The organism is Archaeoglobus sulfaticallidus PM70-1 (assembly GCF_000385565.1).
Lineage (GTDB): Archaea > Halobacteriota > Archaeoglobi > Archaeoglobales > Archaeoglobaceae > Archaeoglobus_A > Archaeoglobus_A sulfaticallidus.
This window is the reverse complement of record NC_021169.1, coordinates 1,344,533-1,370,946: the sequence shown is the minus strand read 5'-3', so window position 1 is coordinate 1,370,946 and position 26,414 is coordinate 1,344,533. Positions and strand designations below refer to the sequence as shown.

The 26,414-nt window shown below is 43.3% G+C and carries 43 protein-coding genes and 5 tRNA genes; 4 read left to right on the top strand and 44 right to left on the bottom strand.

What is annotated here, in order from left to right; translation table 11 throughout:
• Positions 1-11: 11 nt before the first annotated feature.
• From ASULF_RS07490 to ASULF_RS07480, 4 genes are all read right to left on the bottom strand, one after another.
• A complete protein-coding gene (locus ASULF_RS07490; RefSeq protein ID WP_169336400.1) occupies positions 12-1,139 on the bottom strand; it encodes a helix-turn-helix domain-containing protein in 1,128 nt (375 codons plus the stop codon).
• A 272-nt stretch (positions 1,140-1,411) separates the two neighbouring features.
• On the bottom strand, positions 1,412-1,540 hold the full coding sequence (locus tag ASULF_RS12335; protein ID WP_269077379.1) for a hypothetical protein: 129 nt from the start codon (positions 1,538-1,540) through the stop codon (positions 1,412-1,414).
• A gap of 131 nt (positions 1,541-1,671) precedes the next feature.
• Positions 1,672-2,085 (bottom strand): hypothetical protein, encoded by a 414-nt coding sequence (locus ASULF_RS07485; protein WP_015591110.1) that lies wholly within the window; start codon positions 2,083-2,085, stop codon positions 1,672-1,674.
• A 10-nt stretch (positions 2,086-2,095) separates the two neighbouring features.
• Complete coding sequence (locus ASULF_RS07480; RefSeq protein WP_015591109.1) at positions 2,096-2,989, bottom strand: phage tail tube protein; 894 nt, start codon at positions 2,987-2,989, stop codon at positions 2,096-2,098.
• Positions 2,990-3,148: 159 nt separating this feature from the next.
• Between ASULF_RS07480 and ASULF_RS07475 the strand changes: the two genes are divergently transcribed.
• Positions 3,149-3,475, top strand: a complete 327-nt coding sequence (locus tag ASULF_RS07475) for a hypothetical protein (protein ID WP_144060515.1) — start codon at positions 3,149-3,151, stop codon at positions 3,473-3,475.
• Between the two features lie 24 nt (positions 3,476-3,499).
• Here the strand turns inward: ASULF_RS07475 and gp17 are convergent, their stop codons facing one another.
• The 21 genes from gp17 to ASULF_RS07375 form a co-directional block, all read right to left on the bottom strand.
• Positions 3,500-3,889, bottom strand: a complete 390-nt coding sequence (gene gp17 / locus ASULF_RS07470) for a tail completion protein gp17 (protein WP_015591108.1) — start codon at positions 3,887-3,889, stop codon at positions 3,500-3,502.
• Positions 3,886-4,263, bottom strand: coding sequence for an HK97 gp10 family phage protein (locus ASULF_RS07465; protein ID WP_015591107.1), 378 nt, complete (start codon positions 4,261-4,263; stop codon positions 3,886-3,888). Before ASULF_RS07465 ends, gp17 begins: the two co-directional genes overlap by 4 nt.
• Positions 4,260-4,580 carry a hypothetical protein gene (locus tag ASULF_RS07460; protein WP_015591106.1) on the bottom strand — a complete coding sequence of 107 codons (321 nt, stop codon included), beginning with the start codon at positions 4,578-4,580 and terminating at the stop codon, positions 4,260-4,262. Before ASULF_RS07460 ends, ASULF_RS07465 begins: the two co-directional genes overlap by 4 nt.
• Positions 4,581-4,585: 5 nt before the next feature.
• A complete protein-coding gene (locus tag ASULF_RS07455) occupies positions 4,586-5,185 on the bottom strand; it encodes a hypothetical protein (protein ID WP_015591105.1) in 600 nt (199 codons plus the stop codon).
• Positions 5,186-5,189: 4 nt separating this feature from the next.
• Entirely contained in the window at positions 5,190-5,369 is a 180-nt protein-coding gene (locus tag ASULF_RS07450; protein ID WP_015591104.1) for a hypothetical protein, read from the bottom strand.
• A gap of 322 nt (positions 5,370-5,691) precedes the next feature.
• A complete protein-coding gene (locus ASULF_RS07445; protein ID WP_015591103.1) occupies positions 5,692-6,207 on the bottom strand; it encodes a hypothetical protein in 516 nt (171 codons plus the stop codon).
• Positions 6,191-7,699, bottom strand: coding sequence for an AAA family ATPase (locus tag ASULF_RS07440; RefSeq protein ID WP_015591102.1), 1,509 nt, complete (start codon positions 7,697-7,699; stop codon positions 6,191-6,193). The genes ASULF_RS07445 and ASULF_RS07440 overlap by 17 nt, the downstream gene beginning before the upstream one ends.
• Before the next feature lie 83 nt (positions 7,700-7,782).
• Positions 7,783-7,998 carry a hypothetical protein gene (locus tag ASULF_RS07435; protein WP_015591101.1) on the bottom strand — a complete coding sequence of 72 codons (216 nt, stop codon included), beginning with the start codon at positions 7,996-7,998 and terminating at the stop codon, positions 7,783-7,785.
• 1,276 nt (positions 7,999-9,274) lie between these two features.
• Entirely contained in the window at positions 9,275-9,754 is a 480-nt protein-coding gene (locus tag ASULF_RS07430) for a hypothetical protein (protein WP_015591100.1), read from the bottom strand.
• Between the two features lie 12 nt (positions 9,755-9,766).
• A tRNA-Gln gene (locus ASULF_RS07425) sits at positions 9,767-9,838 on the bottom strand.
• A 19-nt stretch (positions 9,839-9,857) separates the two neighbouring features.
• Positions 9,858-9,934 (bottom strand) — tRNA-OTHER (locus tag ASULF_RS07420).
• A gap of 3 nt (positions 9,935-9,937) precedes the next feature.
• Positions 9,938-10,010: transfer RNA gene (locus ASULF_RS07415), tRNA-Thr, on the bottom strand.
• A tRNA-Arg gene (locus tag ASULF_RS07410) sits at positions 10,011-10,095 on the bottom strand.
• 5 nt (positions 10,096-10,100) lie between these two features.
• A tRNA-Thr gene (locus ASULF_RS07405) sits at positions 10,101-10,174 on the bottom strand.
• Positions 10,175-10,289: 115 nt separating this feature from the next.
• A complete protein-coding gene (locus ASULF_RS07400) occupies positions 10,290-10,532 on the bottom strand; it encodes a hypothetical protein (protein ID WP_169336399.1) in 243 nt (80 codons plus the stop codon).
• Positions 10,533-10,569: 37 nt separating this feature from the next.
• A complete protein-coding gene (locus ASULF_RS07395) occupies positions 10,570-10,857 on the bottom strand; it encodes a hypothetical protein (protein WP_015591098.1) in 288 nt (95 codons plus the stop codon).
• Complete coding sequence (locus ASULF_RS07390) at positions 10,854-11,288, bottom strand: hypothetical protein (RefSeq protein WP_015591097.1); 435 nt, start codon at positions 11,286-11,288, stop codon at positions 10,854-10,856. Before ASULF_RS07390 ends, ASULF_RS07395 begins: the two co-directional genes overlap by 4 nt.
• Before the next feature lie 16 nt (positions 11,289-11,304).
• The gene (locus tag ASULF_RS12020) at positions 11,305-11,457 is read right to left on the bottom strand and encodes a hypothetical protein (protein WP_015591096.1); all 153 of its coding nucleotides are present in this window, start codon (positions 11,455-11,457) and stop codon (positions 11,305-11,307) included.
• 5 nt (positions 11,458-11,462) lie between these two features.
• Positions 11,463-11,663: a hypothetical protein gene (locus ASULF_RS07385; RefSeq protein ID WP_015591095.1), complete on the bottom strand. Its 201-nt coding sequence runs from the start codon at positions 11,661-11,663 to the stop codon at positions 11,463-11,465.
• Positions 11,664-11,685: 22 nt separating this feature from the next.
• The gene (locus ASULF_RS07380; RefSeq protein WP_015591094.1) at positions 11,686-12,585 is read right to left on the bottom strand and encodes a phage major capsid protein; all 900 of its coding nucleotides are present in this window, start codon (positions 12,583-12,585) and stop codon (positions 11,686-11,688) included.
• Complete coding sequence (locus ASULF_RS07375) at positions 12,586-13,968, bottom strand: HK97 family phage prohead protease (RefSeq protein WP_015591093.1); 1,383 nt, start codon at positions 13,966-13,968, stop codon at positions 12,586-12,588.
• 193 nt (positions 13,969-14,161) lie between these two features.
• Here ASULF_RS07375 and ASULF_RS07370 point away from each other — a divergent pair, with 193 nt between their 5' ends.
• A complete protein-coding gene (locus ASULF_RS07370) occupies positions 14,162-14,821 on the top strand; it encodes a hypothetical protein (protein ID WP_144060514.1) in 660 nt (219 codons plus the stop codon).
• Between the two features lie 145 nt (positions 14,822-14,966).
• On the opposite strand, the gene ASULF_RS11385 is transcribed toward ASULF_RS07370, so the two are convergent.
• Both ASULF_RS11385 and ASULF_RS07360 read right to left on the bottom strand, forming a co-directional pair.
• A complete protein-coding gene (locus ASULF_RS11385) occupies positions 14,967-15,704 on the bottom strand; it encodes a phage head morphogenesis protein (RefSeq protein WP_015591091.1) in 738 nt (245 codons plus the stop codon).
• Positions 15,705-15,710: 6 nt separating this feature from the next.
• Positions 15,711-16,925 (bottom strand): phage portal protein, encoded by a 1,215-nt coding sequence (locus ASULF_RS07360; protein WP_015591090.1) that lies wholly within the window; start codon positions 16,923-16,925, stop codon positions 15,711-15,713.
• A gap of 103 nt (positions 16,926-17,028) precedes the next feature.
• On the opposite strand from ASULF_RS07360, the gene ASULF_RS07355 reads away from it, so the two are divergent.
• Entirely contained in the window at positions 17,029-17,691 is a 663-nt protein-coding gene (locus tag ASULF_RS07355) for a hypothetical protein (RefSeq protein ID WP_015591089.1), read from the top strand.
• Between the two features lie 80 nt (positions 17,692-17,771).
• Here the strand turns inward: ASULF_RS07355 and ASULF_RS07350 are convergent, their stop codons facing one another.
• From ASULF_RS07350 to ASULF_RS07285, 17 genes are all read right to left on the bottom strand, one after another.
• Positions 17,772-19,094: a terminase large subunit domain-containing protein gene (locus ASULF_RS07350; RefSeq protein ID WP_015591088.1), complete on the bottom strand. Its 1,323-nt coding sequence runs from the start codon at positions 19,092-19,094 to the stop codon at positions 17,772-17,774.
• Positions 19,087-19,542 (bottom strand): hypothetical protein, encoded by a 456-nt coding sequence (locus ASULF_RS07345; protein WP_144060513.1) that lies wholly within the window; start codon positions 19,540-19,542, stop codon positions 19,087-19,089. Before ASULF_RS07345 ends, ASULF_RS07350 begins: the two co-directional genes overlap by 8 nt.
• Positions 19,543-19,691: 149 nt before the next feature.
• On the bottom strand, positions 19,692-20,117 hold the full coding sequence (locus ASULF_RS07340; RefSeq protein ID WP_015591086.1) for a hypothetical protein: 426 nt from the start codon (positions 20,115-20,117) through the stop codon (positions 19,692-19,694).
• A 303-nt stretch (positions 20,118-20,420) separates the two neighbouring features.
• A complete protein-coding gene (locus ASULF_RS07335; RefSeq protein ID WP_015591085.1) occupies positions 20,421-20,723 on the bottom strand; it encodes a hypothetical protein in 303 nt (100 codons plus the stop codon).
• Positions 20,720-21,124 carry a hypothetical protein gene (locus tag ASULF_RS07330; protein WP_144060512.1) on the bottom strand — a complete coding sequence of 135 codons (405 nt, stop codon included), beginning with the start codon at positions 21,122-21,124 and terminating at the stop codon, positions 20,720-20,722. The genes ASULF_RS07335 and ASULF_RS07330 overlap by 4 nt, the downstream gene beginning before the upstream one ends.
• 154 nt (positions 21,125-21,278) lie before the next feature.
• Positions 21,279-21,503 carry a hypothetical protein gene (locus ASULF_RS11740; protein WP_015591083.1) on the bottom strand — a complete coding sequence of 75 codons (225 nt, stop codon included), beginning with the start codon at positions 21,501-21,503 and terminating at the stop codon, positions 21,279-21,281.
• 6 nt (positions 21,504-21,509) lie between these two features.
• Positions 21,510-21,662 carry a hypothetical protein gene (locus tag ASULF_RS12015; protein WP_015591082.1) on the bottom strand — a complete coding sequence of 51 codons (153 nt, stop codon included), beginning with the start codon at positions 21,660-21,662 and terminating at the stop codon, positions 21,510-21,512.
• Entirely contained in the window at positions 21,663-21,911 is a 249-nt protein-coding gene (locus ASULF_RS07325; protein ID WP_015591081.1) for a hypothetical protein, read from the bottom strand. It lies immediately after the preceding gene.
• Positions 21,912-21,915: 4 nt separating this feature from the next.
• Positions 21,916-22,656, bottom strand: coding sequence for a DNA polymerase sliding clamp (locus ASULF_RS07320; RefSeq protein ID WP_015591080.1), 741 nt, complete (start codon positions 22,654-22,656; stop codon positions 21,916-21,918).
• Positions 22,657-22,767: 111 nt separating this feature from the next.
• Positions 22,768-23,337 (bottom strand): hypothetical protein, encoded by a 570-nt coding sequence (locus tag ASULF_RS07315; protein ID WP_015591078.1) that lies wholly within the window; start codon positions 23,335-23,337, stop codon positions 22,768-22,770.
• Between the two features lie 84 nt (positions 23,338-23,421).
• On the bottom strand, positions 23,422-23,751 hold the full coding sequence (locus tag ASULF_RS07310; protein WP_015591076.1) for a hypothetical protein: 330 nt from the start codon (positions 23,749-23,751) through the stop codon (positions 23,422-23,424).
• 102 nt (positions 23,752-23,853) lie between these two features.
• Entirely contained in the window at positions 23,854-24,156 is a 303-nt protein-coding gene (locus ASULF_RS07305) for a hypothetical protein (RefSeq protein WP_015591075.1), read from the bottom strand.
• Positions 24,153-24,797 (bottom strand): hypothetical protein, encoded by a 645-nt coding sequence (locus ASULF_RS07300; protein WP_015591074.1) that lies wholly within the window; start codon positions 24,795-24,797, stop codon positions 24,153-24,155. The genes ASULF_RS07305 and ASULF_RS07300 overlap by 4 nt, the downstream gene beginning before the upstream one ends.
• Positions 24,790-24,957, bottom strand: coding sequence for a hypothetical protein (locus ASULF_RS12010; protein WP_015591073.1), 168 nt, complete (start codon positions 24,955-24,957; stop codon positions 24,790-24,792). Before ASULF_RS12010 ends, ASULF_RS07300 begins: the two co-directional genes overlap by 8 nt.
• 2 nt (positions 24,958-24,959) lie before the next feature.
• Entirely contained in the window at positions 24,960-25,346 is a 387-nt protein-coding gene (locus ASULF_RS07295) for a DUF6011 domain-containing protein (RefSeq protein ID WP_015591072.1), read from the bottom strand.
• Positions 25,347-25,476: 130 nt separating this feature from the next.
• On the bottom strand, positions 25,477-25,791 hold the full coding sequence (locus ASULF_RS07290) for a hypothetical protein (protein ID WP_015591070.1): 315 nt from the start codon (positions 25,789-25,791) through the stop codon (positions 25,477-25,479).
• Position 25,792: 1 nt separating this feature from the next.
• Positions 25,793-26,029: a ribbon-helix-helix domain-containing protein gene (locus tag ASULF_RS07285; protein ID WP_015591069.1), complete on the bottom strand. Its 237-nt coding sequence runs from the start codon at positions 26,027-26,029 to the stop codon at positions 25,793-25,795.
• A gap of 90 nt (positions 26,030-26,119) precedes the next feature.
• Between ASULF_RS07285 and ASULF_RS07280 the strand changes: the two genes are divergently transcribed.
• A complete protein-coding gene (locus tag ASULF_RS07280) occupies positions 26,120-26,413 on the top strand; it encodes a hypothetical protein (RefSeq protein WP_015591068.1) in 294 nt (97 codons plus the stop codon).
• Position 26,414 lies beyond the last annotated feature (1 nt).

Here is a 26,414-nt window from a genome sequence, read left to right as displayed (position 1 = left end):
GACCTCCAAGCTTACCCCACCTGCTCCAGCAGCTTGTTGAAAGTTCTTGTCTTTACAGAAGGAATCGTCTCTAAAGCTGCAGAGTACGAGATCAGATTGTTTTTATAGTTTTGAACAACTAATTTCAGGTATTTGTCTCCGAGTTCTGACATTATTCTAACCTCAGGAGGTGGCCCTCCCGATCCTCTATAAGAACTTGGTTTAAATCTTTTTTTGAATTCTTCATATTCTTTTAGAGATATGTAATTCAGCTTAAACATAGTATATAGCAACATATGTTTACTGACTTTATATCTCCCAGACAATCTGCCCAATGTTCTTTTACTGGTCAGCGACGAACGATTCTCCCCAAAAACTTTAATAGCTACATCTTTTGGCAGTAAGAAAGATGCAGCAAACTCGTTACACCACCTCTCAACAATGTTTGTGGTTGGTATAGCGATATTAGGTATGTCTACAACTGATTCTCCCAAAAGCACATGTCCGAATTCATGCATTAGTGTGAAAATTCTCGGCTTGTAAAGATCCTTGGAGTTTACTGTTATGATTATGGGGAAGTCGTCCGTTAAAGTGAATCCTCTTGCATCTTTTACTGGCATCCCGTATTGGAAAACAAAGATGTTCAACTCTTCGATTTTTTGTCTAAGATACTTGAACATAGCTGAAGCATCTTTAAATTCGGCTTGCAACTCTTCTGTTAATCCAAACTCCTCTCTATACTTCTCGGCAATTTTTTCTGGTTTGTCTTTGAGGCTCACTCTTTCGATATGTGGTTCAATAGTATAACCCAAATTTTCGATAAGCTCCTTAGCCACTTTTTGTAGACCTCTTACTTTCCTGAATACTAAGAGAGTCTCTTTGTCGAACTTACTCTCTCTTCCAGGAATAAACCGATAGTCTTTGGGCATAGGTATTTCCCTGGGCTTCGGGAGGAAAAAAGCTGCAACAGGAACCTTGTAAATTTTAGAGAGGTCCCTAATTAAAGTGAAAGTAGGTCCTAATTTCCCTTCTTCAATTAGCTCAAGTTTTTCTACCTCTATCTTTAACTTTTCAGCAACTTCTTCGATGCTATACCCTGAAATCTCTCTGAGCCATTTCAAGACATCTGGGTTTAATCTTACAGCTATTTCATCAACCACATTTAAGTTTTCATTTTGCATAGTATTAAATTTTGCTATTTATCGCAATAATAGAGCAAATGAGATCAGTTTTTAAGGGTTTAGCTATAAGAGAGAGAAAAAGAAAATGGGAACATGAAAAATTCAAAGTGATTGAAAATGTGCTCGAACATGCTGCAAGCTTCTGTTTTAATGCGTCAAAAGAATATTTGATCGTCAATGAGAGTCAACAACTCCGTAAATTTAAGCTCTACCTCAATCTTCAACGCAAGACCCTCGATTGTCAGAAAAAGTCACCTCTTACCAGATGTCTGCTCGTTTCTCACCCTTATTTCCTCTTTGTTCTTCAAACCAATTATCCTCAACACATCAAGATAGACGCTTTCAGGAGTTTCGCACAGCTCATGCCAGCTCCAGCCCATCTCTTTCATCACGACAAATTCAGAATACTCTTCACACCCTCCCTTGCCACGAATGGCTCTTTTGAAATCGAGAATCCTGTCTTTAGCCTTACGATTTGCGAGTTTTAAAAAATACTTAACTTTTAAGTCCTCTATTTCTTCCTCAAGGAAATGTTGTTCTCGTAACGCTTGAAAAAATCTTCAGCCGATCCTCCTATTACCTCCTTGCACTTCTCGTAAAGTTCCCAAAACTCAGACTCGCTCAGCTCGTCGAGTTCTTCTGTTGTCCAGACCCTGTTCGTCGCAAGCGAAATCGTCGCCATGTACTCAAACTCCTCCTGCATCTGGGTGAACTCGCTGAGTAAGTCTGGCTTCATCTTACTGACGACTTCAATTGCCTCCTCAAGCTTCATGTTCTCCTTGAGCACACCCTTCTCAAGCAGGTCTTTAGCCTCTGTCAGGAGATACATGATTATCCTGTTTCTCTGCCGTCTCAGCTCCCTGACAACGCCGTGTTTGGGTTCACTGTCTAATTCAATTTCTTTTCCGCCAACCGTTACCTTCATTCGATCACCACTATGCGATCGTCAGCCCGGTTACCGGCAGGCTGGTTATCTTATCCCCAACGAGATCATCCGGGCTGAACTCCGTCGGGAGTTCTGGGAATTTAACCCCAGAGAGCGTGAATGTTTTACCACCGATCGTGAACTTAAAGCCGAGTTCTGTCAGGCTCCTAACTTTCAGCAACATGTCTAAATCATCGTAATTCATCTCCAGTCCGAGGGTGACTTCTCTCGAAACTGGCTTGATTGCGACGATCCTGCTGGCTTTGGTGTCGCCTATATCTTTAATCACTTTCAGCTCGTTTCTCACCCTGATCTCAATGGAGCTCACATAATCTTCAACGCTCACGAATCCAGCTCCATAGTTCATCTGGACATTTGAGACATCTTCCCAAGTTAGTGGTTCTGTCGAATCTTCTGCGGCATGTGACCCCAATCCGATATAGTCTGATGTGGACGGGTCCGTTGCATCCGCACCCACGAGCCTTGCAGATACCTTAACGACTCCATCCTCCGGGATTTCAAGCGTTACCTCCTCACCCACAAGCCCACTGAGGGTCATATACTCCCCGCTCCCCTTGTGTATTATCCCGACTGAGACTGAAGCAAGATCGTCAGCCAGACCGGTTGCGGAGCCGATGAAATACTGAAGGAAACCCGGCAGGCTCTGAGGATAATACTCAAGCTCAAGCCCTATTTCTTCACCCACTTTGACATTCATCAGCTTCTCAAGCCTGTTAGTTGAAGCGTTAGCAGCCAAATATCTCTTTGTTTCGGTTTTCGGTTTTATTACTGGCTTAACTATATCAACCAAGCCAATCCACTGCATTGCAGGATCTGTTGGGAAAGTGCCGAATTCTGATTCTTCCACATATTCTACGACGGTCTTAAATCCTTGAACTGCCATGAGAAATTGGGCAAAATTAGACTTTAAAAAATGGGACGGGCAACTTTTAGGCTTTCTACTAAGTGATAGTGAATTACTTATATATGAACTTCTAAACTATTGATCATGATATCTAGATTTCTAATATTAATTCTAATCGGATTGCTATTTGTTGGTTGTATGGAGGAATCCGGAGAAAGACAAGCTTCATACTCTACTCCCACTAAAAGTGTTCAAGTAACACAAGATACCTCCGACTCTACCTCCACTCAAAGTGTTCAAGTACAACCAGATATCTCCGATTGCCAAGTTGCAATAAATGGCGAGCAAGTTTATATTTCCTGTCCCGACGGTAGACGATATGCAAAAAATGATGGACAGATATCGATTCAATATCCAGATGGTAGACACATTATGAAAAACAATGAGCAGTTGGCAATACAGGGTTTCTCTTATGAAGAAGCTATGGAACTTATAAAGTGGCTTGAAAATCTTGGAAAATCGTAATCAGAGTATTAGCCGAAAAATAAGCTATCTCTTCAGTACTGCAACAACTCTGACATCAATATCTCTTCTCCACCTGTCCTCTCTGTCTTCGAATGCGAATGCGGTTGGCGAAATCGAAGTAATCCCATTGTAGTGGCACGAGGCAAGCTCATCCGCGTGGCCGACAAAAGCGTTCATGACCTTGTCCACAAGCTGATCAAGCTCCAGTCTGTCATCCGCAAAGACCGATATTCTGACGAGATAGCTGTGAATCTCGGCCCCCAGGGTGTTGTCCCCGGCCATGCTGACCATATCTAGGCAGGCACATGGGAACTCGGCACTCTTTTTTGGATATGCCGAATAGACCTTACCGCTCAGTTCCGGGACATAATTCCCAATCAGCTGGGCAATATCCCTCTTAATATTCTCTATCATCTTATCAACCTGCTCAACAATCTTCTAAAATCGTGCTCCCATTCGTGCAGTATGGCCCTGACATCGTGCAATATTCCGCGTTCTAAGTCTGCTTTTTTGTATTTATGAGGTTCTTTAACTCTCCTGAACTTTTTGGTGCCATAGATAAGGTATTTAGCGTACTTGACATTGTTTGCGATTTGAGCCTCCAGATCACTTATTTCGCTATGCCATGCCGACCTGTACCTGCCGGTATCTACGGGGGCCGTCTCCTTGATCTCCGCTTCGAGCCTCAACACTTCATCCCTGAATATGTTTTTCAATGGGTCGGCAATGTTTTTTACATCCAGCTTCTCCAAGGCCCCATCGATATTAACCTCAATTTTTATGCTCATGCCGGCACAGCCTCCAGCTTGATGTATGCGTCGGTTCTGCTTATCCGTTCGATCTTGAATTCAGACCCATCAATAACCAGCGAATCACCCTGAGAAACATCAACCCCGGTAGAAACATAAACAACGACCTTGCCATCAACCTCATAGCCATCAACGAGCAGATCCTTACCGAGGGTAATCTTTCCGACTATCGCTTTGATCTGGATGTCCGTGGATGTTTCGGACATTGTCTGATAGAAATCATCTATTACCGTTGTAGCGATCCTCTTTAGTGTTATGTCCTTCCCCCTCTTTTCGAGAATCCTGTCGAAGCTCATTCAGGTCACTTCCTCATCAGGCGAACATCAGTCAGGTAGGTGTAGTATGCTATCTGCCAGAACCAGCTGTGCTCGCTGACACTCTCTTTGAAAAAGCCATGTATCCGCTCAGGTAGCCATCTCGTAAAGCTCTTGTTCGTGAGCAGACCGTCCGCATCGAGCCCTTCGGTGTGCAAAAGCTCATGCCAGATTCTCAATCCGAGCATGAGCTCATTCTCCCATCCGAAAACCGCAACCCCAACTCTTCTTCCCGCGGTCCCGCCAGCATACTTAACCTTCCTGATGGCACCGTCAAAGATTGCGATTTCATTATCGCCGAGAGGAAGAATGAAACCCTTCCACTCGCCACCCAGCTCCTCAAATTTCAGTTCATCCCACTCCCTGACCGCAAACTTCCAGAACCCTGGAACGATTCTGAGGGCCCTCAGGACCTTATCTCTGTCCACCGTTGGTTCGATGTATATCCTCATAAGCTTACCCAAATCGTTACCTAAATCGTTACCTACCACATTGCCCATCCCGCGTGCTGCACATGTTTGATCTGATGTAGCCCTGTCAGCATCCTTGTAAATCCCGAGCAACCTCAGCAGCATCTTCAGGATCATGCTCTCACTTCAGCTTTCGCATTCCGAAGTAAAAACCGAATGCAGTTCCGGCCATACTTATAAGCCAGTCGGGGACAGTTATGTTCATAGCATGCATGACCACCGCACCGCCGACAGTAACTATTGCGAGAATCGCCCTGACACTCCCTCTTGGAAGACCGAGTGGTTCATTACTTTCCTGCATGGTTCAGTCTGTCAAAATAGACTTTAAAAACGGGAGGTCATAGAATTATTCTTCACTTTTCTACAACTGGTAAAAAAGTTACAGGTATAGCTTGAGGGGTCTGCGGATTGGAGTGTGAGTATGAAGTGGTTGGTATGGTTGTCCCCAGAATAAGTAATGTAAAAGAGACTAATATCTTTCAGGAAATTAATAAGCAGAAGTATGTTCTCTTTGTAGATCCATGAGTCCTGTCCATTTGCCTTCAATTATTGACATAAGATTGGAAAATGCAGATGAGAGTCACATATTTTTATTTTTGGATTGTTGACAACTATTTTCCTTGTTAACGCCTTCTTTTGGAGAGCATACGTTTAAGTTTGCTTTTATGTATATTATGTTTATTCTTATATTTGTTAATTATTTCTTCTAAATCACAATTTAATTCCTCGGTCTCTAAAATGAATTTATATTTTTTATAAATACGATCTTTGAGGTCATTGTTTGACGAAATACCTCTTCCATGAACAACTAATAATAATTTTATACATCCATAATTATTGCATTTTCTGCAATTATGGATATTTAATATATATTTAAATTTTTCATTAGTAATAGTTTCTTCGAATTGCTCTATTGCTTTAGCTAAGTTTATTCCCTTTAGCTCAATTAAAAATATAAATTTGTAATTTGAATCAGAATAGAGAGCAAAATAATCACACTTTTTTGATTCATCTTTAATATAACAATTATCTATTCGGAAAAACAAGATTTGTTCATTTCTATCACCACTAATGGAAACGCTTTTCCCATTTTCTGAAACACGCGTTCCATTAACTAAGCAATCAAACAGAGGAGTCATCACTTTCACCAATTAACTTTTTATATAGATCCTCGATTAATAATAACTCAGTAAATTTCGCACCAAGTTCATCTGAAACTTTTCTAAATGATTCGGCGTCAATTATATAATCTCTTTTGATATCTTCGATTATTCCTTCTTTTGTAAATAAATAAACTCCCACTTTTTCTGGATTAAGTAAAGCGTTCTCGTTTCTAATAACATCTAAAACCAATTCTCTTGTTTCCTCACTCATACTGGCGACAACGTAAGCTTTCATTAAATTGTTTATATGTTCTAAAATGAACGGACTATGTGTGGTTATGATAACCCATAAACCTCCATTTACCATTTCAGCAATAACTTCTGTAATTCTTGTCTGTGCCTCAGGATGCAAATTGGATTCAGGTTCATCAATTACCATTAAATCACCAGATTTTGCTTGATGTTTAAGATACAACGCCAAAGAACTCAATTGCTGTACCATTGATGATGTTGTTATCAATTTTAAACTTTTTTCACCATTTATTATAAATCTAATCTCTTCTTCACCTTTACTCTCAGAAATTATTAAATGTCCGCCTAAAACTTCTTCAAGCCTTTGACCTATGTCATAGTATTCACTTTCGATATCTTCACTTATCAAATCAACCATTCTGAGAAATTTCAAGATGGGTTTTGATTTAATCAGACGTTCAGGATTTGAAACAATTAAATCTTCATCTGGTATTTCTTCTCTTGTCGCTATATTTATAGCTGATTTTATAAAATCTAAGGTAAGTGCATTTCTTTGAGCTGGAAAAATGAATACATTAGACAGGATTGGTTGTAATATTATTTTCATTAGCAAAAATAATATAATTCTACTTAAAAATTGGTCTATCTGTTTAGAAATAGCATCATTTATTTCTTGTTTATCCTCACTAAATATCTTACGTTCGATTAACCTTAACCTTACATCCATCTGGTAAGATTTAGGTTTTTTAAATGATATCGCTCTTAACATTATATTTTCCTCATAAAACATATGCGTAATAATATGTCCCGATCTGTTGTACACTATTTCCTCAAATTCATTGCGAGAATCAATATTCGGTATTTTAACGGTAGCTTTGAGATTACTGAACATTTCTTTTTTATCACCCCCCAAAAATTTCCAAAAGCTTTCTACAAACTTTTGAACTAGTATGGGACGCTCGCTTAATTTTCTAAAAATAGATGCAGTGTATTCGAAATTTTCTGCCAAAATGTCTTTCAGATTGATCTTAATCTCCGCATATCCTTTCTCTAAGATATCGCTAACGACTCTCTCAGAGAGAGTATATACAGGCTTTCTTTTTCCCCGTACAGGTGAGAAAATGTATTTCCTAAACAGAAAATCTTCGCATAATCCTGAAATCAAATAAGCCAAATAGGTCTTCCCAGTATTATTTGGACCTATAAACACAGTTAAGGGCTTTAGTTCGACTTTTCCCTTTTTTATTGATCCCAGATTTTCAACTTCGACGATCACAATCAAACACCCTTTTAAACTTTTTTACCAATCCTTGCTAGACATATGGGACATCTTAAATTAATTTTACTTTTCACTCTCAACTAAATATGTTGCGATATTTGTATCTTCTCGAGTAAATTGATTTCGTCCACATACTTCTTCTTGATTGCCCATCCCTTAGTCCTGTCGGCCCAGTCTTTTATTGGCTTTAAATTGTCTTTGTCCTTGAGAGTTATACTGAGATCTTTAAGTCCATTGAGTTCAACGCCATCCACAAAAACCTTGATGTCGTCAGTGCTGTATTGCTCAGCTGGCATTCACATCATCTCATTAGTGTTATAACAAGATCGAGCTCGATCTTCTCAACGTAGTTCATCAGGTAGGCAGTCACTGAGACATTTCTCAGGATTCCGTTGCTTTTGTCGGAATCTGGGATGTGCTCGTAAGCTGGAACCGTAACCTAAAAGCCTTCGTGCAGGCTCCCATCTGCATCGGTCCAATCTGGTTTTAGAAATCCTAAAGCCTGTTGAGGCCTCAAGATCCTTTATATTGTGGGCTTGATCACCTGCAGGCCAGAAGGAACGAAGGGGATGGCTATGCTCATGTTGTTCAGCTTAAGCTTCAGGTTGATCAGCTCGGTTCTTATTATGTCAACGAGGGCATATCTTTGATCTGACTATGTAAGCTCTGCTTCCGTCGAGTGTTCTCACATTCGATAGGACCGATTTTACGATTTCGCAAATCGTTGCTATGTTGCTGTTTTCAAGGTCGTCTACTTATGAATCTATGTAGTTTGCGGGATTTACTCCCTGGACCATATCCCATTCTGGTGTTTACTATGGTTTGAGAGTTGTGAAAATACCGCCAACAGCTCCAGTAATTTCCCCCTCTGTTAAGGTAGAATCGTTGTAGCCAATTGCATAAACTAACTCGTTAACTGTTAGAGCTGTGAAGGGTGTTTTTGTATCTGCAGCTGCGCCGATGAATAGTAGAACCAGAAGTTTTCTGTATGCTCTAGCGTGATTGATTAGTTTCTGGGCATTTGTATCTCCAGCACCAATCGTTGGGGTTATTATGTCCTATTCTGCCCTTTCAGCCAGATCAGCCAAAACAGTATTGTAATCAGTTATGGCCACTCCAGCACCATCATCCTTCATCACGTTAATTACTTATATCTCAGATATTCCTTGCATGAAGGCTTTTGCTGTTGCTTTTGCTATATGTGAGTCCGCTCCCAAAGACTCTTTTAAAATCAGAAAATTTACTTAGAATTTCTCACCGACAGGTGTCGGTTAAAAATTTAAATTAGATATTTATCCATAATTTGAAGTATGCAATCGAGTGATCCAAATGTGTTAAACGAATTAAAACAGTGAGCTGATTGAAAAAGAATCAAAAGTTCAATATTACACTGCATGGTCTTTTACTGTTTTCTCCTTAGGATTTGCCTTAATGATGACTGGACTCGGCTCTTTAAGTACGTATTATTCTTATTTATACTACGAGAAAATTATAATTTGGAGATACTCAGTAATTTCATTAGTTATTGGATCCATATTGGTCATATTGGGTCGATGGGGACAAAGATATGTTTTATATCAAAGAGATCGTAAAAAGCCTTAATCTGCCATTTCTAATCTCAAATACAATGCCATCTCTAACAAGCTTGTTTATGTATTTCGTTGTAGTTCTCCAGTCCCAACCCATGTTGCGTTGAATCCATCTGATCGTGACGATCTTATTCTCTCGAATGAAATTCAGCAATTTCGTAATACTCTCTTCTCGGTATTGTATGCTTCCCTTCGGCCTACCCCTTTTTCTCTTGCGAATCAATCCCAACTCTAAAAGAATTCGTTTGGCCTCATCCCAACAACAATCGAAGTCGTTTGCCAGATAGACTGAGATGTTCCCGGACCGCATTGAGACTATCAGGCCCTTCCTCTCTAGAGCCCTCAACCTCTGAGGAAGCCAGCTCGAACCCTGATACTCCAGACCAAAGTGCCGTTTCAGATCCTTCAGATCCGCATATCCCTTCTGTTTTATCGCTTCAAGCACTTCCTCCTGTGTTGCCATAAATATCACCAATAGCCCCGCCCGGACTCGAACCGGGGTCGAGGGGTCCAAAGCCCCCCATGATTGCCTCTACACCACGGGGCTGTAGATTTCTCGGCTTTGATGGGGCCGGGAGGATTCGAACCTCCAACCTCGGAGCCCCATACGGGACAACGCGCTCTGCCTCTGAGCTACGACCCCTCAAGCCGGCGGTGGGACTCGAACCCACGACCTGGAGATTACGAATCCCCCGCACTACCTGCTGTGCTACGCCGGCAGCCGGCGGGGAGATTTGAACTCCCGACGGGCGAAGCCCAGCGGATTCGCATTCCGCCGCAGTGTCCATGCTCTGCCACGCCGGCATGAGAGCCGCTGGCCGGATTTGAACCGGCGACCTGAGCCTCACAAGGGCCCCGCAATCCCGGACTATGCTACAGCGGCATAAGTTATAGGGGGTCATCAGGATGCTCGCGGAGCATCCCTCACCCAATCCACACACACCATCCGGTGAGGATCGTGATTCTGAGAGGACTCTCATCTCGGCATCGGAGCTGACTTACGGGCCCTCATACTCCAGTTCTCTCTCAAGTTCCATTCGCTCTGGCTCTCTCTCCCTTCGTTCCCACTCAATTACGAACCTCTCTTTCTTGGCAAGCTCCCTGACGACATCTTTGATCTCGGACACATTTCGGGGGGAGATGACTATGCTGAAACCGTACTGCTCGACAACAACATCCTCATGGAATTTTTCTTCACAGATGTCTTTTAGCAGCTTTATGACTTTGAGCTGTCTGAACACAGACATATTTATAAAAAGCAAGTCTTAACGGTATCGGTTATTGGAAAAACGACTTTATCGCTGCAAAAAGTGTTGCTATCGTGGCGATAAAACCGGATATCGCACCCATTATTTTAAAGTATGTTGAATGTCTCACCTGCACCTTCTCAACTTTTTTCAATCGTTTCTCGTGGTCTTCAAGAGTATCACAATGAGAATTAAGCTTTTTGTGGATCGATTTAATATCTGAGGAGAGAGATAACAGCATCTTGGTTTGTTCCTCGTTTTGCTGCCTCAGCTCCTTAAGCATATCCTCAATAAGCCTTGCCCAATCTTCCGAGATCATGGTGAAGAGCGCCTAAAGATTAACGAGCGTTGGTATTCTTCATCAACCTCAGATACATAGTCGTAGTAGTTCCTCTGCTGCATGAAATACTGTTTCAGTGATAAGTCTGCCGCTTCTTTAAGCGTTTCAATCACTGTTAACTTTAATTTGACATTTTCGTCCTTGCTCTCTCTCAGCTCACCAATCTCATAATCAAGTGCATCTGCTGAATCGTTTCCTGTCAGATCATTTACAAGAACGTCAATGCAAGTGTAATTCAATACCCACAGGAAAATCGTTTCTGGAACAGAACCTGTGAAATCTCTGCCAGTAAGTTCCTTAATCTGAGCTATTCTCCTGTCTAAAAAAGATTGAATTATTGGGTCTGCTGGATCAGTCGAATACGCGTCTCCAAGCTTTTCCCTAACATCGTTAACCGTCGGGAAAGACATACTTCATTGGATCTCGTTATTTCTTGGACTTTTCTTTGACTTCCTCAAAGAGCCCGGTCTCAAGCATCCTCTCTGCAACCTTCTTGTCCTCGACCTCTACGACTTCCCCCTTCTTTAGTCTGAATTCCTTCGAAATGTATGTCGGAGCATTAACAAGCTTGAGCTTCAACTACATCACCCCTTCTGAGTTTTCAAATCCGTGGTTGATGCTGTTGTTGATGTTCCCAAATCTGCGATTATCTGGTCTACTGCAGCTTTGAGCATCGCTAAATCATCAGCTATGTCTCTCAAAGCTTGAGCCAGTGTAGGCTCTCCCTGTCCTGCTGGTGTTAGGTTCGCCCCTCCTTCACCGAAGTTCTCCTTAATAGCTACCATTTACATCACCTAAAAAATTGGGTTAAGGGGCTGCAATGTTGATCGCTCTCGCAATCGCGTCCTTCTCCTCTATTATGAAGTCCACCCTCGCCGTCATAGCGTACTTTGCGTAGAGGTCTTTGTCAATTACCTCATCAGACGAGGTCGTCTTTCTGACAGTTATGTTCCTCTGGATGACCACAATGAGATTTTGCGGGATCGTGAGCCAGACCTGGTCGTCAGGCCACTTTGGCGGTGTTATTACAGGGAAGCCTCTCGGCATCACTTCTTTGTCGCTGATGAGCAATGCATCCCCTGCAGCTGTAGCCCTGTTTGTAAGGTAATCCTTGAAGGCCTCGAGCTGGTCAGGACTCATAATCCACACGAGCCCCGGCCTTCTGTACTTGTTTGGTAGAGTCCTGATCAGCTGGCTGAAAAGATCCTTGTTTATTGTGGCTCCACCGTGATCGTATGTGTGAGTTCCAGTTGCTCCCTGCTTTATCCAGCCATCATCGATCTTCAGGAAGTCGTAGTCGGGATTTGCCGCATCGGTTGCTGTGTCGGCATTTATGGCGAGGTCCTCAAGATCGACGCTGAATTGCTGGGCCATGATCTTTGCAATCGTGTTTGCGAGGTTCTCTCTTTCGATGTTGTCTTCAATTGCTTCGTTCGTTATGCCGTACTTGAGCATTACTTTGACAGTGTCGTAGTTCACGCTGCCGATCGTAACGCTTGCCTCGCTTGTAACAGTCTCTCCCTCGGCTGGAGACCTGAGGATCCTCGAGGCAACACCGATCTTGTCAATTTGGCCCTTAGGATGGTTAACTGGAAGAACTCTGCACTTCTTGAGTAAAACTGCTTGCTCTTGGACCATTTGTATGAATCTGTTGGCTTGCTGTCTATTCATTACTCCAGTTCCCAAATCAGTAGTTGTTACAGGCATTTAGAACACCCCCTTAAAGCTAACTTCATCAGAATCTTCTCCACCAACCTTAACCTTCAGAGGCAGCGACTTGGCCTTGATCACCCTCGTTTCGAGGAGAGTTAGATAGTATTCCTTGAGATCGACAACATCCTTAACTTTAAGCTCCTCCTCGTTGACTTCATCTGTTAGAACCTTGATCTTCTCGATGAGTTCAGCTTTCTCTCTTTCGACGTACTGCTTCACTTCGTTGCCGAGTCTCTCGTTCTCTTCCTTGAGTCTGGCGTTCTCTGACTCGAGCTCGCTGATTTTGGCTTCGAGTTCCTTGACCTTCTCTGACAGCTCCCTGTTCGTCGCTTCAAGTTCCTTAATTCTCTTCTCAAACTCATCCATGTTTTCCTTGCTGTAATTTAGACTTTTTAAAGCAGAATGTTCGGTAGCCGCATCTGACTTCACATCTGGTCCGATTGCCTTAAGAAAAACCTCCTCATCAATGTGAAGTGCTTTCAGCACCGCACCTGCATCAATGACCGACTTGTAGTCCGGCGGCTCTCTTCCGAAGTCGTTCCTGTAATGTGCGGCTAAGTGACCGTAGATCTTGCGCTTATCGTTATCCGGCAGCCTTGCAACAGATAGCCTGACGAATCCGGCTACCACACCCCCCAAGTTGACAGCGTGCGGTTTTGGATGCTTTGTGGGGTTATGGTGGGGAAACTTCAGATCAGTGTAGCGATCTGGTGGATTCTTGGGGGCATAAGCAAAGTGCCCTGCGATGTTTTTCTTTTCCTCGTCATCAAGTTCCTCCCATGAGCTGGATGTGAAATCGCTAAGATTCGGTTTCGTCCATCCGCTTTGTTCGTCCTTCCCATACTTCCAAGGATGTGTCGGTACGACACCCCTGATCTCCAGCTCACCAAACATTTTCTCGTACACTTCTTCGACAACAGCTTCCGGATTGGCAGGGATTCCAACCAGAGAGACCTCAAGGACCTTCAGATCTGTAATAACCCTCCCCTTGCGTTGTAAAACCTGAAAACCGATCGAGAAGGCGTTCAGAAATCCCTCTTTGATCGACTTGTAAACGACCTCAAAGTATGGATGGGCCTTGTTCAGGACAAGCTTCATCCAAAGCTTTAGCTTTCCCTCGACCTCTTTAGCCTCGGCTTCAATAATCCTGCCGATTGGTAGTTTCTCCTCAAAGTTCGCATTGAACTTCATCGGAGCATGGTCGAGGAAAACCTTGTTGTATGGCTCTTCCGTCAGCTCTTTGGCAACCTTCTGCAGTGCTTCCTCACTGATTATCTCCCCATCGAGATCCTCAACTGCAGCCGATGCGTAGCCCTCGACAAAAACATTTTTCTCATCTTCTCTCGTTTCGAGAGATTTGACTATCAGCAGTTCCATGGGAGAATTGAAAAAATAGACTTTAAGAAGGCAACATTTTTTTATTGATTATTTAAGATTGAATATGGTTAGGACCATTCCAAGATTTAACGGGGTGACACTCGTTTTTCTGTTACTTTTCATCATAACTTTATTAGGTAGTATATTTATGTATCCCTCGAAAGTTGATCAAATACCTGCATTTATCTCAAGTGTGCTTCTCGTAGGTATAGTGTTAGTCCAAGCGTTGTTGCAAAGAAAACAAACCAAAATTATGTCAGAACCGATTATTGATGCAAATGCGCTATTTATTGGTGAGGAAATTAAGTTATGGGTCGTAAATGTGGGTAATTTTGTAGCCAAAGACCCCAAACTAATAGTTGAAGTCAACTCTCCGACAACTACCTATAAATATATTTGCCATCTTTTTCCATCATTACCACCGCTTAGTATCTACAAACCTCTTGGTGCCAATGAGATTGAACTTAAAATTAAACCATTGTTTTGGGCTAATGAATCTGAAGGTAAGTGGTATAGTATCTTTGAATTAATGGATTATTTAAGTTCAGCAGGTTTCGGCAATGAAAAAATTCAGACACGAGTCCAATTAGAGTATTCAAAAGATAAAGAAAGAGATAAGATAGAGATTCTATCTCCCATCGAGACCGAACCAGCAAATTTTAAAGAGTATATAGGTATAGATATTCTCGGTCCTAAAGTAAACCAACCTAAAAAATTATCGCAGAGTCTTTTTGACTTTTTTAGTTCCTTTATGAACAGAATAAGGATAAAAAGCAAACTTAAACAGAAAAACCGAAAGAAAGAATTGATTTTCGAGTATTATAGACAAGTGGGGGTTGAAAGAATTAGATAATTTAAATAATCAGCAGTTCTCCGTCCTCCTCTTCAGCTTCCGGATCATAGAGTCTTGTGGTAATTAAAGTTCTGATGGCCACTTATTACTCGTAACACTTGACAGGATAATTATAATCTGGCTGGGTTTCTCAGCTATCTTTCTATCAAGTCTTTAGGATGTTGGGAATTATCGTACATCTACAGTTTACGTGCGAACCGTGTGGAGGTAGTTGCGAAGCACCACTGAATGTCTTGCCGTGCTTGGACATGCAGACGGGGCAGGTCCTTTCGTCCATCGCAGCGAGCCATCGCCATTTCTTTATGTTCACGGCGGAGTATCTCTCGAATGCCGCCCTGTTGAAGACTCTTGTGCTCTCTGTCCTTGCGATCATCTCAGCCCTCCTCTTGCCCATCTCCGCAACATTAATGATCCTGTTCTTCAGCTTTGGTATGCTCTCGCCGAGCATCCACCCTTCCCTCAGCTCATACGCTATCTTCTTCTTGATCTCTTCCGACAGTCCCTTGACCAGATCGAGCTGCAGCCCCTTGATCTGTTCGAGAATCTCCCTGTCGACGATCGCAAGCGTTATCTCATGTGGGATCTCGAGAGTTATGCCAAGTTTCTTCAGCTGTCTTGATGCATAGTCGCCCCCATCCTTCCAGAACCTCTCAGTGAACTCCTCTACTATCGGCTTTGCCTTCTCGGGACCCATCTCAAGCTCGATTATGTTCTTTATCTGTTCTATCTCCGCGTCGTCGATCCTGTCAATGGTTTCAAGAAAATCAAGCACTTTCCTCTTCATCGAAACTGGCAGTTTCCCGAGCTTTCTCATGTACTCGATGACCCTTATCTTCGAGATCGGGCTCGTTGCCGGCATCGGCAGCTTATCCTTCTCTGCCATCTTCCATTATTCCCCCTCATCAGGTGGCTTTGGCGGCAGATCCACCCACTCTCTTGCCTCGACTGTCGACACTATCCCTGCCTGATACAGCTTCACAGCCTGTTCCACCCAATCGCTGTAATCCTCTCTCATCGGAGAATTGAACTTGATTTTTACATCGGCATCGGTTATTTGTGGGATCAACTTGCGGTTGATCTCGGTCTCGAATTTTCTCTGTATGGATTCAATGAAGAGCATGAAGGTTCTACGTTGATTGTAGGATGTAGCTCTGTTACTACCTTCGGCTTCACCAAGGAATACCTTGGGAACCTTCAATGCCCTATCAACCTGCCTCTGCAAATGTTCCAAGATCTTGGCAATACCAGCGAAATCATGAGATGCTGACAGATCTTTCAATTCAACAGATTGATCAAAAACGAGATTGTTGCTGACTGTGAAGGTTCCATCCTGATTGTCTTTGACTCTGTTAGCAAGTAAAGCATTTACAGCATCGATCTTCTCCTGTGCATAGGCTTTTCCAGTTTTCGGGTTGATTGCTTCTTCTTCAGGGCTTACTTCAACCTTGGCCCATAGCAGACGGTGAGCGTCTCTGTGGGCCATTGCAGCTGCTGTTGCTTCGATCTTGTTCTTTAATGAGAGTTTGTTGTATACATTGTGAAGTAAGCTTAAGCCGTAGACGTTGTCTGCAAACTGTCTGAATCTGAAGTGGAGGACATTTTCAGGCTCAAATTTCTCGTTTTCCTTGGGTTCTCCGGTAAATGTAGCATCATAATTGTACCAGTAATATTCGATCTTACCATACTTGTCTGTAACAATCTTAACTCTCTTTGGGTGGACCACTTGTAGCGTGAAGCCGAAATCGTTGTCATCTGCAACTATGAAGTTGTATGCATTGCCAAAGATCAGATGAGTCAGAACATCGTTCTCGAGGATGTCGTGGAGCCCAACAAGCTTAGCAAACTCCTCGCATTTCTCAACACCCCTGGGATCTCCAATGAACTGGAAGCCAGCTCCAATAACGAGGTACGTGATTGTTTCCAAGTGGGCCTGTGCGTCTTCACTGATGTTGTAGAGATATTCGTATTCATCATAGTTAACACGTGGATCAAATCCAGGAGAACTTTCGATGGGTTTGTCGACTAAAACTGCTTTGTCGGAGGCATACTTCAGCGTGATTGGCTTGCGCTGTGGGGTGTCTTTTCTGAGAACTTTCTTTAACATGAAGGGATAGGACAGAATAGACTTTAAAAGATGCAAAGCTTCTACCTATGCAGATTATGTGAATTCGAAGTAAATTAATATATATTTTCCGTAGCCTATATACATGCCAAATTCTAAGAGTGAGACAGAAAATAAAGTCTCGAGCGTATTGGATTTGATTGGAGAAAAAGAATTTAGAATGTTAACTTTAGTCGGTGTCTTTGCTGCTCTTTCGATGTATCTATTTAAATTGTCTAGGGACATGAATGGGGATGAGAGAATATACATTGGATTTGGGGCCGTATCGAGCTTATATTTGTTTCTTTATCTGGCAATTACAGTAATCAGCAGAATTTTTTCTTCGGGTATTAAACTGTGGTGGAAACGCGAAGTAGAAGATTTCCTCACTTTTAGCGCTGAACTAATATTAATTGTTTCTCTATTTGCATACATGTTGTCTTCGTTCATTTTTCTTGCTATTTTCGAATTTCCCTTGGAAAGCACAGTATATGCAATCTTCTTCAACCACATCATTGGAATATTGCTATTTTTTAAGTTTGTAATGCCTATACGTCGAAAATCAATAAGTATCTCAGCTTTAATATCTTTGGCTACAATTTTTTTAACTTCGTACTTGGTAGTTTACAACATACCTTCAAAGTTTCTGCAGATCTTCACAGCTACCACTATAGTTGAACCAGTAATCCGTGGAATCGGTGGAGCTGCAATCATTGCTCTCTTAGCAACACCATTCGCTTATATATACGACAAATTCAAAAAGAGTTGAAAATTAGATCCAGATGATCTCATGAATCGAATAGAGCGGCGATGCAATTTAATCGTTCAAATAATCGGATTTTGTCAAAATTAGCCAGTAGCCCCGTAAACTCGCCTGAGGACCTTGTGAGAGTGCTGTTCAGCAATCCAAACTGCAAGAGCGAGGGCAATAACGCAATCATCGTTAAAGCCCTGGCGAGCCCCCATCTTTATTCCGGTTCTCGTCAGCTGGTACTCGAAGAATTGCAGCTCTTTGATGAGGTCCTCGATGTAAGGATACTTCACTTCCCCATTCTCCATCGCTGCCACGAGTCTATTAATCAGCTGGACCTTGGATTTCGATGTGAACACGTAGCCTTCGGCTCCTATCCCCTGCAAATCCTCAAGAACAGGATCACCAACTCCTGAACTATCGATGAGCACTCTTGCGAGGTTGAAACGCTTGTGCAGGTCTTTAATCCTGAAAATAGTCTCAGCATAAGGGCGGCGATTATACCTCTCGAAGTAGATCAGCCTGTACGGCTTCTCTGTTACATCGAGCACAACGATGACCGTGTAGTCCATGTACTTTGCTAAATCAACCCCGATTACGTACCTTCTGCCGCTGATCCCTTTGTCAATAAGCTGAATTCCTGCGATGTTCTTTTGAATGTCTGCCCACTTGAAGACTGCATTCTGGTCCTCTATGAATTCAGCCAAGTACTCCGTTCGAAAGATTATTGAGTTCTCTCCGTACTCGCGCTTCTTTTTCTCGATGAACTCATGGCTGATGTGTGGGTTTGCTGTTGAAGGGAAACGATAGCTTGAGTAGTCCGGGAACCCCTCACTCTGCCCCTTCAAATAAGTGTCATAAAAGTGGTTCTTCCCGAATGGTGTGCCGATCTTGATCCAGGATCCATTGTAATCAGCAAGCATTGGCTCGACAACCTGGCTGATAACATCATCCGGGATGTAAGCAGCTTCGTCGAGGATCACTCTGTGGGCTTTGTGCCCTCTGAGGTATTCTGGCTTCGTGGTTGAGCGGGCATGGATCTCGCTACCGTTCTTGAATATGATCTTGCTGAAGGGAGTCTTGTACACCCTCTCAACCAAGTGGACCAGGATCGATTTTGATAGCAGGGTTGTGATTTCCCAGAACATGATGTTGGCCTGATTGTATGATGGAGCAAGAATGAACTGAATGGATCCAGGGTGAGTTATTGCGTAGTGAATGGTTGAGAAGGCCATTGCTTTTGTTTTGCCAAATCTTCTGCCAGCCACGATAGTTTTGAACTGATGTCTGTCGCGGAGAATCTGCTTCTGAGCCTCGTGTGGCTCGTGGTTGAGGAAAATCTGGGTGAACAGCACGGGATCCCTGATAGCCTGCTTGAGCTTCTTCCTGTCTTTCCCGAGCTCGGAAATGAGCTCATTCATCCTCCTTCATCGCCTCCTCGAAGAAGGTCAGAAGCTTGGATGCTGGATCCTCTATGTTGCCAGCTATCTCGTGCTTAAGCTTGATGGCCCTGAGCATGAGGTTTCCCCACACTTCTGCTATTCTCGGCTTTTTCTCTGCCTCATTGCTGTGCAGGATTTCATAGGCTCTCGCAACTGTGGTATCGAGGGCCTCAAGCTCATCTATGACTTTCTTCTTTGCTTCCTCGAACACTTTTTGGGATCGATAGTATTCCTCAATTGCCTCCCCAACAAAGTTGAAGTGTTTTCGCTTGTGGATGCTAAGATTGGTCTTGTTGAGATTCGGGATCTTGTCTTTGAACTCGGCGATGATTTCAGAGTAAGGTCTGCCTTCGGCAAGCATGCGGTTGATGTCGTCGCAGTGTTCGCTTTGACAGATTTTACACTGAGGGTTCTTGTTAAAGCTCATAAAAGAGCGTTAAAGCAAGACTTTAAAAGAGTGGGTCACAAGGACGATTGAGCTTGTTTGCATGCTCTTCGAGGTTGAACTTGATGATCTTGTTAATTGCCATAGTTCGGATTGGTTCGAATTGACTTTAAAAAAAGAGAATCGAAAACTTATATCAATGCTAACATTCCAAATATTACTGTTAGAATCAGTCCAATTACCGATAATGGTACAGTCCACTTGTTTATGGAGCGAATTCTATTTAAATCATCATGTCTTGCTTGGATCATTCCAGCCAATTCTAAAATCTTTCTCTTTACTGCATCTGCGTCACCCATATCAAGAAACGTCGTTATATCGCTTAAAATATTTCTTTCAGCAGCAGGCAAGTCAGCATAAGGTGATATATCTTCATTCTCTTTGATAAACTTAGTTATCTTTTCCTTCCACTCTCTTATTGTTTCATCATCAAGAGATCTATCTACTTTTTTGGAAATTACTTCAACGAGAAATTCACGGAGTAGTTTACTTAACCCATATCGGTAACTCAGATCTTCTGATTCCAATCCAGATACGCCCTTATAGACATTTACCACGTCGTCTAATGTTGTTATCGAGCCTGATTTTAATCCTTCTGAAAGTACATTAAAAAATTTTTCTTTTCTTTTTTTCTTTTTTCTCTTTTCCGCTCTACGATTAAATAATAAAAGCTGAGATAGGTTATAAAATAACCTACTAATGTACTTATTATTATGGAATCGACTGTCATGCTATTATCTCATTACTTACTTAATAATAAATTTTCTCAAAAAATTTACGAACTTACAGAAATCTACCAGAATAACCAGCTTCTTCCAACCTTCTGACCTTATCCTCAATGGACTCTTTTGGATCGTCTTTCAGGGTATGTAGAATCTATCTGCCCAGCAGTGCTTATAGCGTTCCACGTGTCCACTGCTTTTCTTCCTGCATGTTTTGCAATATCTTGGCTTCTTGGTGATTTTGAAGGAGTTCAAGGCGTCGTGAATTATGATTTTGCTCCAGTAATTGTCACATATCAAGTAGCCGTAATTCTTCTCATGGGGCTGACACTTTCCTATGTGCATCCTGAGTGGGCCTATGACTCCTTCTCTCAAGAACTTCACTCTTCTCCTATTTGTGATGGCACTGAAGTTCCAGTCCAGGGTGGCTTGTACTATCAAGGAGAACCACCTCTCACTACCAAAAACGGCCTGAGAACTTCAATAGCCCTCTTTCTCCTCAGCTTAACAAGAATCAGGGTCTGCAGAAAATGATCGATAAGAACCTCAGCATCCTCTCCGTTTATGCCTGTCTTTTTGATCAGATCAAAGACATTCTGATGAATCACTTCGGCCTGCGATTTCGGCAGATGGTTTTCTATGAACTCTGTTGCAGATTTTATATCACCCAAATTGTATCTGATAGCTATTCCCTCAAGAAAATCATAGCAATTGAGAAGAAACTCGAGAGTGTCATTAAAAGACCGTCTCTGGTACCTCTTCTTGATCTCGTCTATTCTTCTGAATGTGTTTAAGTCCACTCTCTGCAGTTTTGATTTTGATGATCCTGATTTTGTTAACATTTTGTTAACAAATTTTGTTTTGTTAACAGAATCCGAGAGAATATTGTTAACTTCGTTCTGATCTTTTTCGTTTTTACTTCCCTTCCCATGACTACTTATATTTTTATCTCCTCTCTCCATTTTTATTTCCTCCGAAGTAAATATACTATTGTTTTTACAACTTAGTCGTTTTTAATAAATAAAGTAAAGAAAAATCAAGCTTTTTTATCTCACATCCATATGATTTAACCTGTCCATTGCAAGGGGTATTTTCGCGGATTTTGTTAACAACCTTGCTAATCTGTGTCATAGTTTTTGTTAACATTTTGTTAACACCCGTGGTTACTCTCCTACCACAGATTCCGCATTTTGCATTCGTTATGTCTACACCTTCAGACATCAGGCATCAGCCCTCAATAGAATTAAGAATGTCAAGAATCTCGTTCCTTAACCCCTTCAGCCTCGAAGCGAGGAGTGGCTGATTATGGATCAGGGCTTTGCAGGCCCTCTTTATGCTCGCCTCAGCAATCGTGAGATCTTCGATTATGTCGTTTTCCATTTACCCACCCTCCCCAAAAATTTGAAAATCGTCAAGCGTTCTATCATGCAACGAGCCGATTGGCTTAAGCTGCAGCTCGAAAACGGCCCCCTTCTTCAATGTTTTCAGGATTTCTTTGATGTCTTCCTTCTTCTCCGCCTTGATTGTGATTGTTATTTTCGCTGTGCCGTTGCCTTCAAGTTTAGCCTTGATCTTTCGCCCCTTGAGCGAATCCTCCGCTGAGAGGGATTTGAGAGTTAAGTATGTCATGCTATCACTCCGCCTCGATTCTCGGAGCAAGTATGTACTCGACCTTGCACTTCCCCTCGCAGAGCTCAAATGCCAGCCAGACGGGATAATCGGTGCCGAGCCTGATCGTCAGAAGATCCCCCTTCGAGGCGATCTTGACAAACTCCTTCAGGTATTCAAGGGAGAACATGCTCTTTGCTTTTTGCTGGTTGAATTCTACGAGATCCGCATCACCCATTTCAAGCTTTAAGCCGTCAACATCCCCCTCGGCTTCAATGTAAAAGCCATCCTCATCAGCCCTGAACACAACATGGTCGGCGAATTTGTCCGCGAGATTGACGAATTTCTTGAGCTCCTCGGCATCCATCACGATCCTGGCTGGCAGGTCTATCTGAGGTACTCTGGGCTCCTTCCTGATTGCGTCTGGTGCGATCAATGAGAGCTCGTATGAAACGCTCCTGTTCGTGAGCACGAGCCTCTCATCGTCAACAGCAATGTCAATCATCTCACCGTTTTTGATGCCCTTCACGAAGTCATATACCCTGTTTACATCCACACCGACGACCACTTCATCCTCATCAATGCTGTACGCCTCGAATGAGTCATCAGGAATATCGACGAGAACCATTGCAACATTCGCCGGATCAACGGCCCTGATTTTCAGCCCATCCTCCCTAAATCTAAATCTGGCTTCGGTGATGAGTGCATTGAGCCCCTTGAACACGACCTTAACCACATCTACCTGAACCGTACATTCAACCTCCAACCTAACCCCTCCTGAAGCTTTTCATGAACAGCTCAATTCCCAAAAACCACATACACGCGATAAATCCGCAAAAAAATCCAAATCCGAAGACTAACGCAAGCCCTATGGCCGTCATATCATCATCTCCCTGTCCGTGAGCATAATCATGCTCCTCAGGTCCCTGTAGGGTATGGCGTACGCGGGGCTCTTGAGATCACGCCTCACGGGGTATTTCCTGATCTCGTATGCTGGGATCCAGCCGAGGAGGGATATTTTTGTCAGTTCGCTGTTTGTGGCGGCGAAAACAACTATGTGGTTGTACTCCGCCTTCTCGTCGTACTGCTTTTTGTTGTAAAACAGCTGCAGGTCCTCTGGTGGATCAAGAGGGTCTTTTCTTTTCAGCACAGAGGTCTTAACCTCTACAATTCTCTGAACACCGTGAGTTATTATCACGAAATCGTCTTTATCGTTCAGGGTTGAGTAATCGTCCCTGAACGGGATGTGCTTGACAGCTATGCCGTTCTGCATGCAAAAGCGGAAGAAGGCCATCTCTCCCATCTTGCCAATGTAGTGCTTGACGAAGCCCCCATCACCGAAGCGGGGTTTCATTTTGTTCTTAAACGAGTCCTGGACAACGATATGAGCGTAATAGGCGACATCCTCCCTGAACTTATTGTTAATTTCAATGCTTATGGGCCTCATACCACATCCTCCAGCTCATCAAAATCTATTTTCTCAATCTCTTCTATAACCGCATCCGCGAGCCTGAAAAGCTCATCAAGTTCGTCAAACTCGTTCATCTCTCCTGCACCTTACCCTCCCGAATTCAACAAACCCATCGTCGACCTCCAGAACAGACATCGCAACATCTCTCGCCCAGGAAAGCACTTTTGACTGTGAACCGCCCTTGGATTTGCTGTAAAGCCCGTAATATACAGCGTGATCCTCGTCAGCGTTGTCTCTTACCTCATGTGCGATGTGACACATTACCTCTTTAAACTCCCTTCCGCACGCTGGACACTTCCCATTCAGCGGGTGTCTTACTCGAACGTGCCTGATCAGCCTCATCAGGGTCTTGGATTTGAACTTGCATCCGTGATACGGACATTTGAGCATAATATCACCTGTAAAGATGATTGTAGCACTCCTCGCAGAGGACCACATAACCGTCAGAAACAGCACCATCCTGCGAGATTGGATGGCCACAGTAGGCACAGTTCATCGTGCATCACTCCCCTCACCCTCTTCCCGGTATCGAGCTGGCAACGGGGTATGAGCATGGACAGGGTGGGGGGTTTGATTAGATGGATAAGAGAGTCCCGCCGGGAGAGGGTGGTTGCATTCTGCCTGACTGTCCCCCGTAAACACCTTATAAATCAGGTTGATCTGTTCCTGTGTCAGATTGTGCCTCTCGATTGCCTCCTTCGCTTTCTGTCTGATTGAGTCCTTGATCTTCAGGTTGTATCTTCTGGACCTCTCAAGAAATGCTATTGCAACTAGTTCATTAAAGTCAATCTTCATGCTTCAACACCACGCCCGATAACTTCCAGCTCCTGCTTGAGTTTTCGGCGGTTCTCTTCTCTCAGGTATCCTTCTTCGATTTTGACGGCAACGAGTTTGTTTCCGTCTCTTCGAACATCTGCGTTAAATTCGACATGAGAAAAGACCCTTATGAGGTGTCCAGCTGCCTGCTTGCTAAGTGCCAGTCCAGCCTCGCCTGCCTTCTCAAAAAGCTCTTTTACACCGAATTTTTCAGGCATCAGGTCGTAGAGCTTCCTCACCTTCGAGAGCGGAAGGGTGATTTTCTGGTTGTTCGGTTTGTATCTTATGAAAACAGTGTCATTGGGCTTGTCGATTTTGATTTCGTAGTTGTCTATTGGAACATAGCTTATTTCGTCATCTGTGTCTCTGGCGTCTTCGGTTCTATGCTGCTCCACTTCAAAAATAGATGGTGGGAGGGACAGTGCAATCGTGTATTCACTGGATTTGAGAGATACGATTTTAATCTGATCCTCTCCAACAGGGAACTCTTCCCTGAGTATCGCTGAAAGATCGTTAATCTGCCTGAGATTAGGTTGTTTAAGGAAAATTCTGATTTCGTCCTCGTAATAGCCAATAGCAGCCCTTATCTCATAGAGGTATTTGTTGAGCAGGTCAACCACCTCCGTTGCTGATCCTGCAGATCTCCCTCATGATGGAATCCTTGACAGCCTCGATGACTTTCCTCTCGTGGTCCATCTCCAGGGCTGCGAGTTTTGTCTGTGCATCGACGAGGAGCTTTAACGCCTCGGCAGCAATGATCAGCTTGCGGGAATTGAGCATGGTCAGACCTCCAGCGTAGCTTGCTTATTTGCTACAGCCAGAGCATCAACGAGAGAACCCATCTTCTGCTCTCTTGGGCATGGAGAAATCGTTGCGTATGGGCAGCAGGGAGAACAGCAAAACGGTCCAGGGCAACCATCGTCGGGATGGTAGTAAACGGGCCTGCCACAGTTCTTGCATCTAACTTCGCCTTCCTGGAGGATTGGATACTTCTTCAGGTTCTTGTTGTATTCTCTGTGAGCTTTGAGTCGTAGTTTCTGGATTCTCTCCTCCATCTGGCTTCTGAAGTCTGCACTTCTGAGCTTCTGTGCACATTTGGGACCGATTCCCTTGCGGACGCTGTCGGGGTTTGAGAGTGGTTTTCCGCAGATGCCGCATCTGACTGTCATCGCTTCTCCCCTCCTGGATGCTCATCGCAGACCATCACATCTGTTGTCGGGAAGTTGTGTTTGATGCAGTAGGAGCCCTTGTAGAAGTCGCACGTGCCGCAGCATTTGGCCGGGCGGAAGGATGGCGGGATCATGGCTCATCCTCCAAAAACAGTTTTCTCAGCTTCTCGTCGATGTATTTGATCTTAGAGATGATGAATTCGCTGTCCGTGCCGTTGTATGTGATTTCCCATCCATAGCTTCCCTTCTGTCCTCTCGTTAAGGTTACCTTGATCTCCGGTGGCTTTGGCATTGTGTGGTGCTCGTGTCTGATGGTCTGGCTTGGCTGGGTAGGGAGGTTAACTGTGACATTAGTCTTAGGAGAGTCTGCCGAAGTGTCATCGATCTTGAGTTTTGGTTTGGTTGGAGTAGTTTCCCAGTCTTCAGTTAGATCTGTGTGTGGCATGTCACTCAACCTCCACTTTCTTTTCTCCCCCGTAGGGGTGTTCGACCACCTGGCGGGGCGTAACGCCCTGATCATCTATGAATTTCCTGATAAGGTATCGGATTGCGTCGCTGCGGCTAACAAAACGACCAGATTTCTTAACAGCCTTGTCAAAGTCTTTTAGTTCATCCGTTGTCAGATATACGCTCACTCTTGTTTCCATTTTCCCCTTATTCTCAGCATCTTTTTGTCTTAACATGTTATTAACATCTTCGCACAAAGATATTTATATTTTTTGGTCGTAACTTGTTATTAATATGGTAATAAAATAGTAGGAGGATGAAAGATAATGGTTGCCAAACAAGTGAGTAAATCAGAACATGACTTTGGAACTAAAAAAGAAAGACTATCCATCAGCATCTCCCCTTACTTAAAAAAGAAACTGAAAGAAATGGAGAAATCTGGCGAGTTTGCAAACATTTCTGAAATCGTAAATTTAGCGATTGCAGAATTCATTGGAAAATACGAAGCCCAAGGCAAACTCAAACCTCGCAAATCTGCGGAAGAAATCGCTGAAGAGATTGAACAAGAGAAGCACAAACCGATCGAAGAGATTGACGCAGGAGAGGAGGTTATAAGGTAAG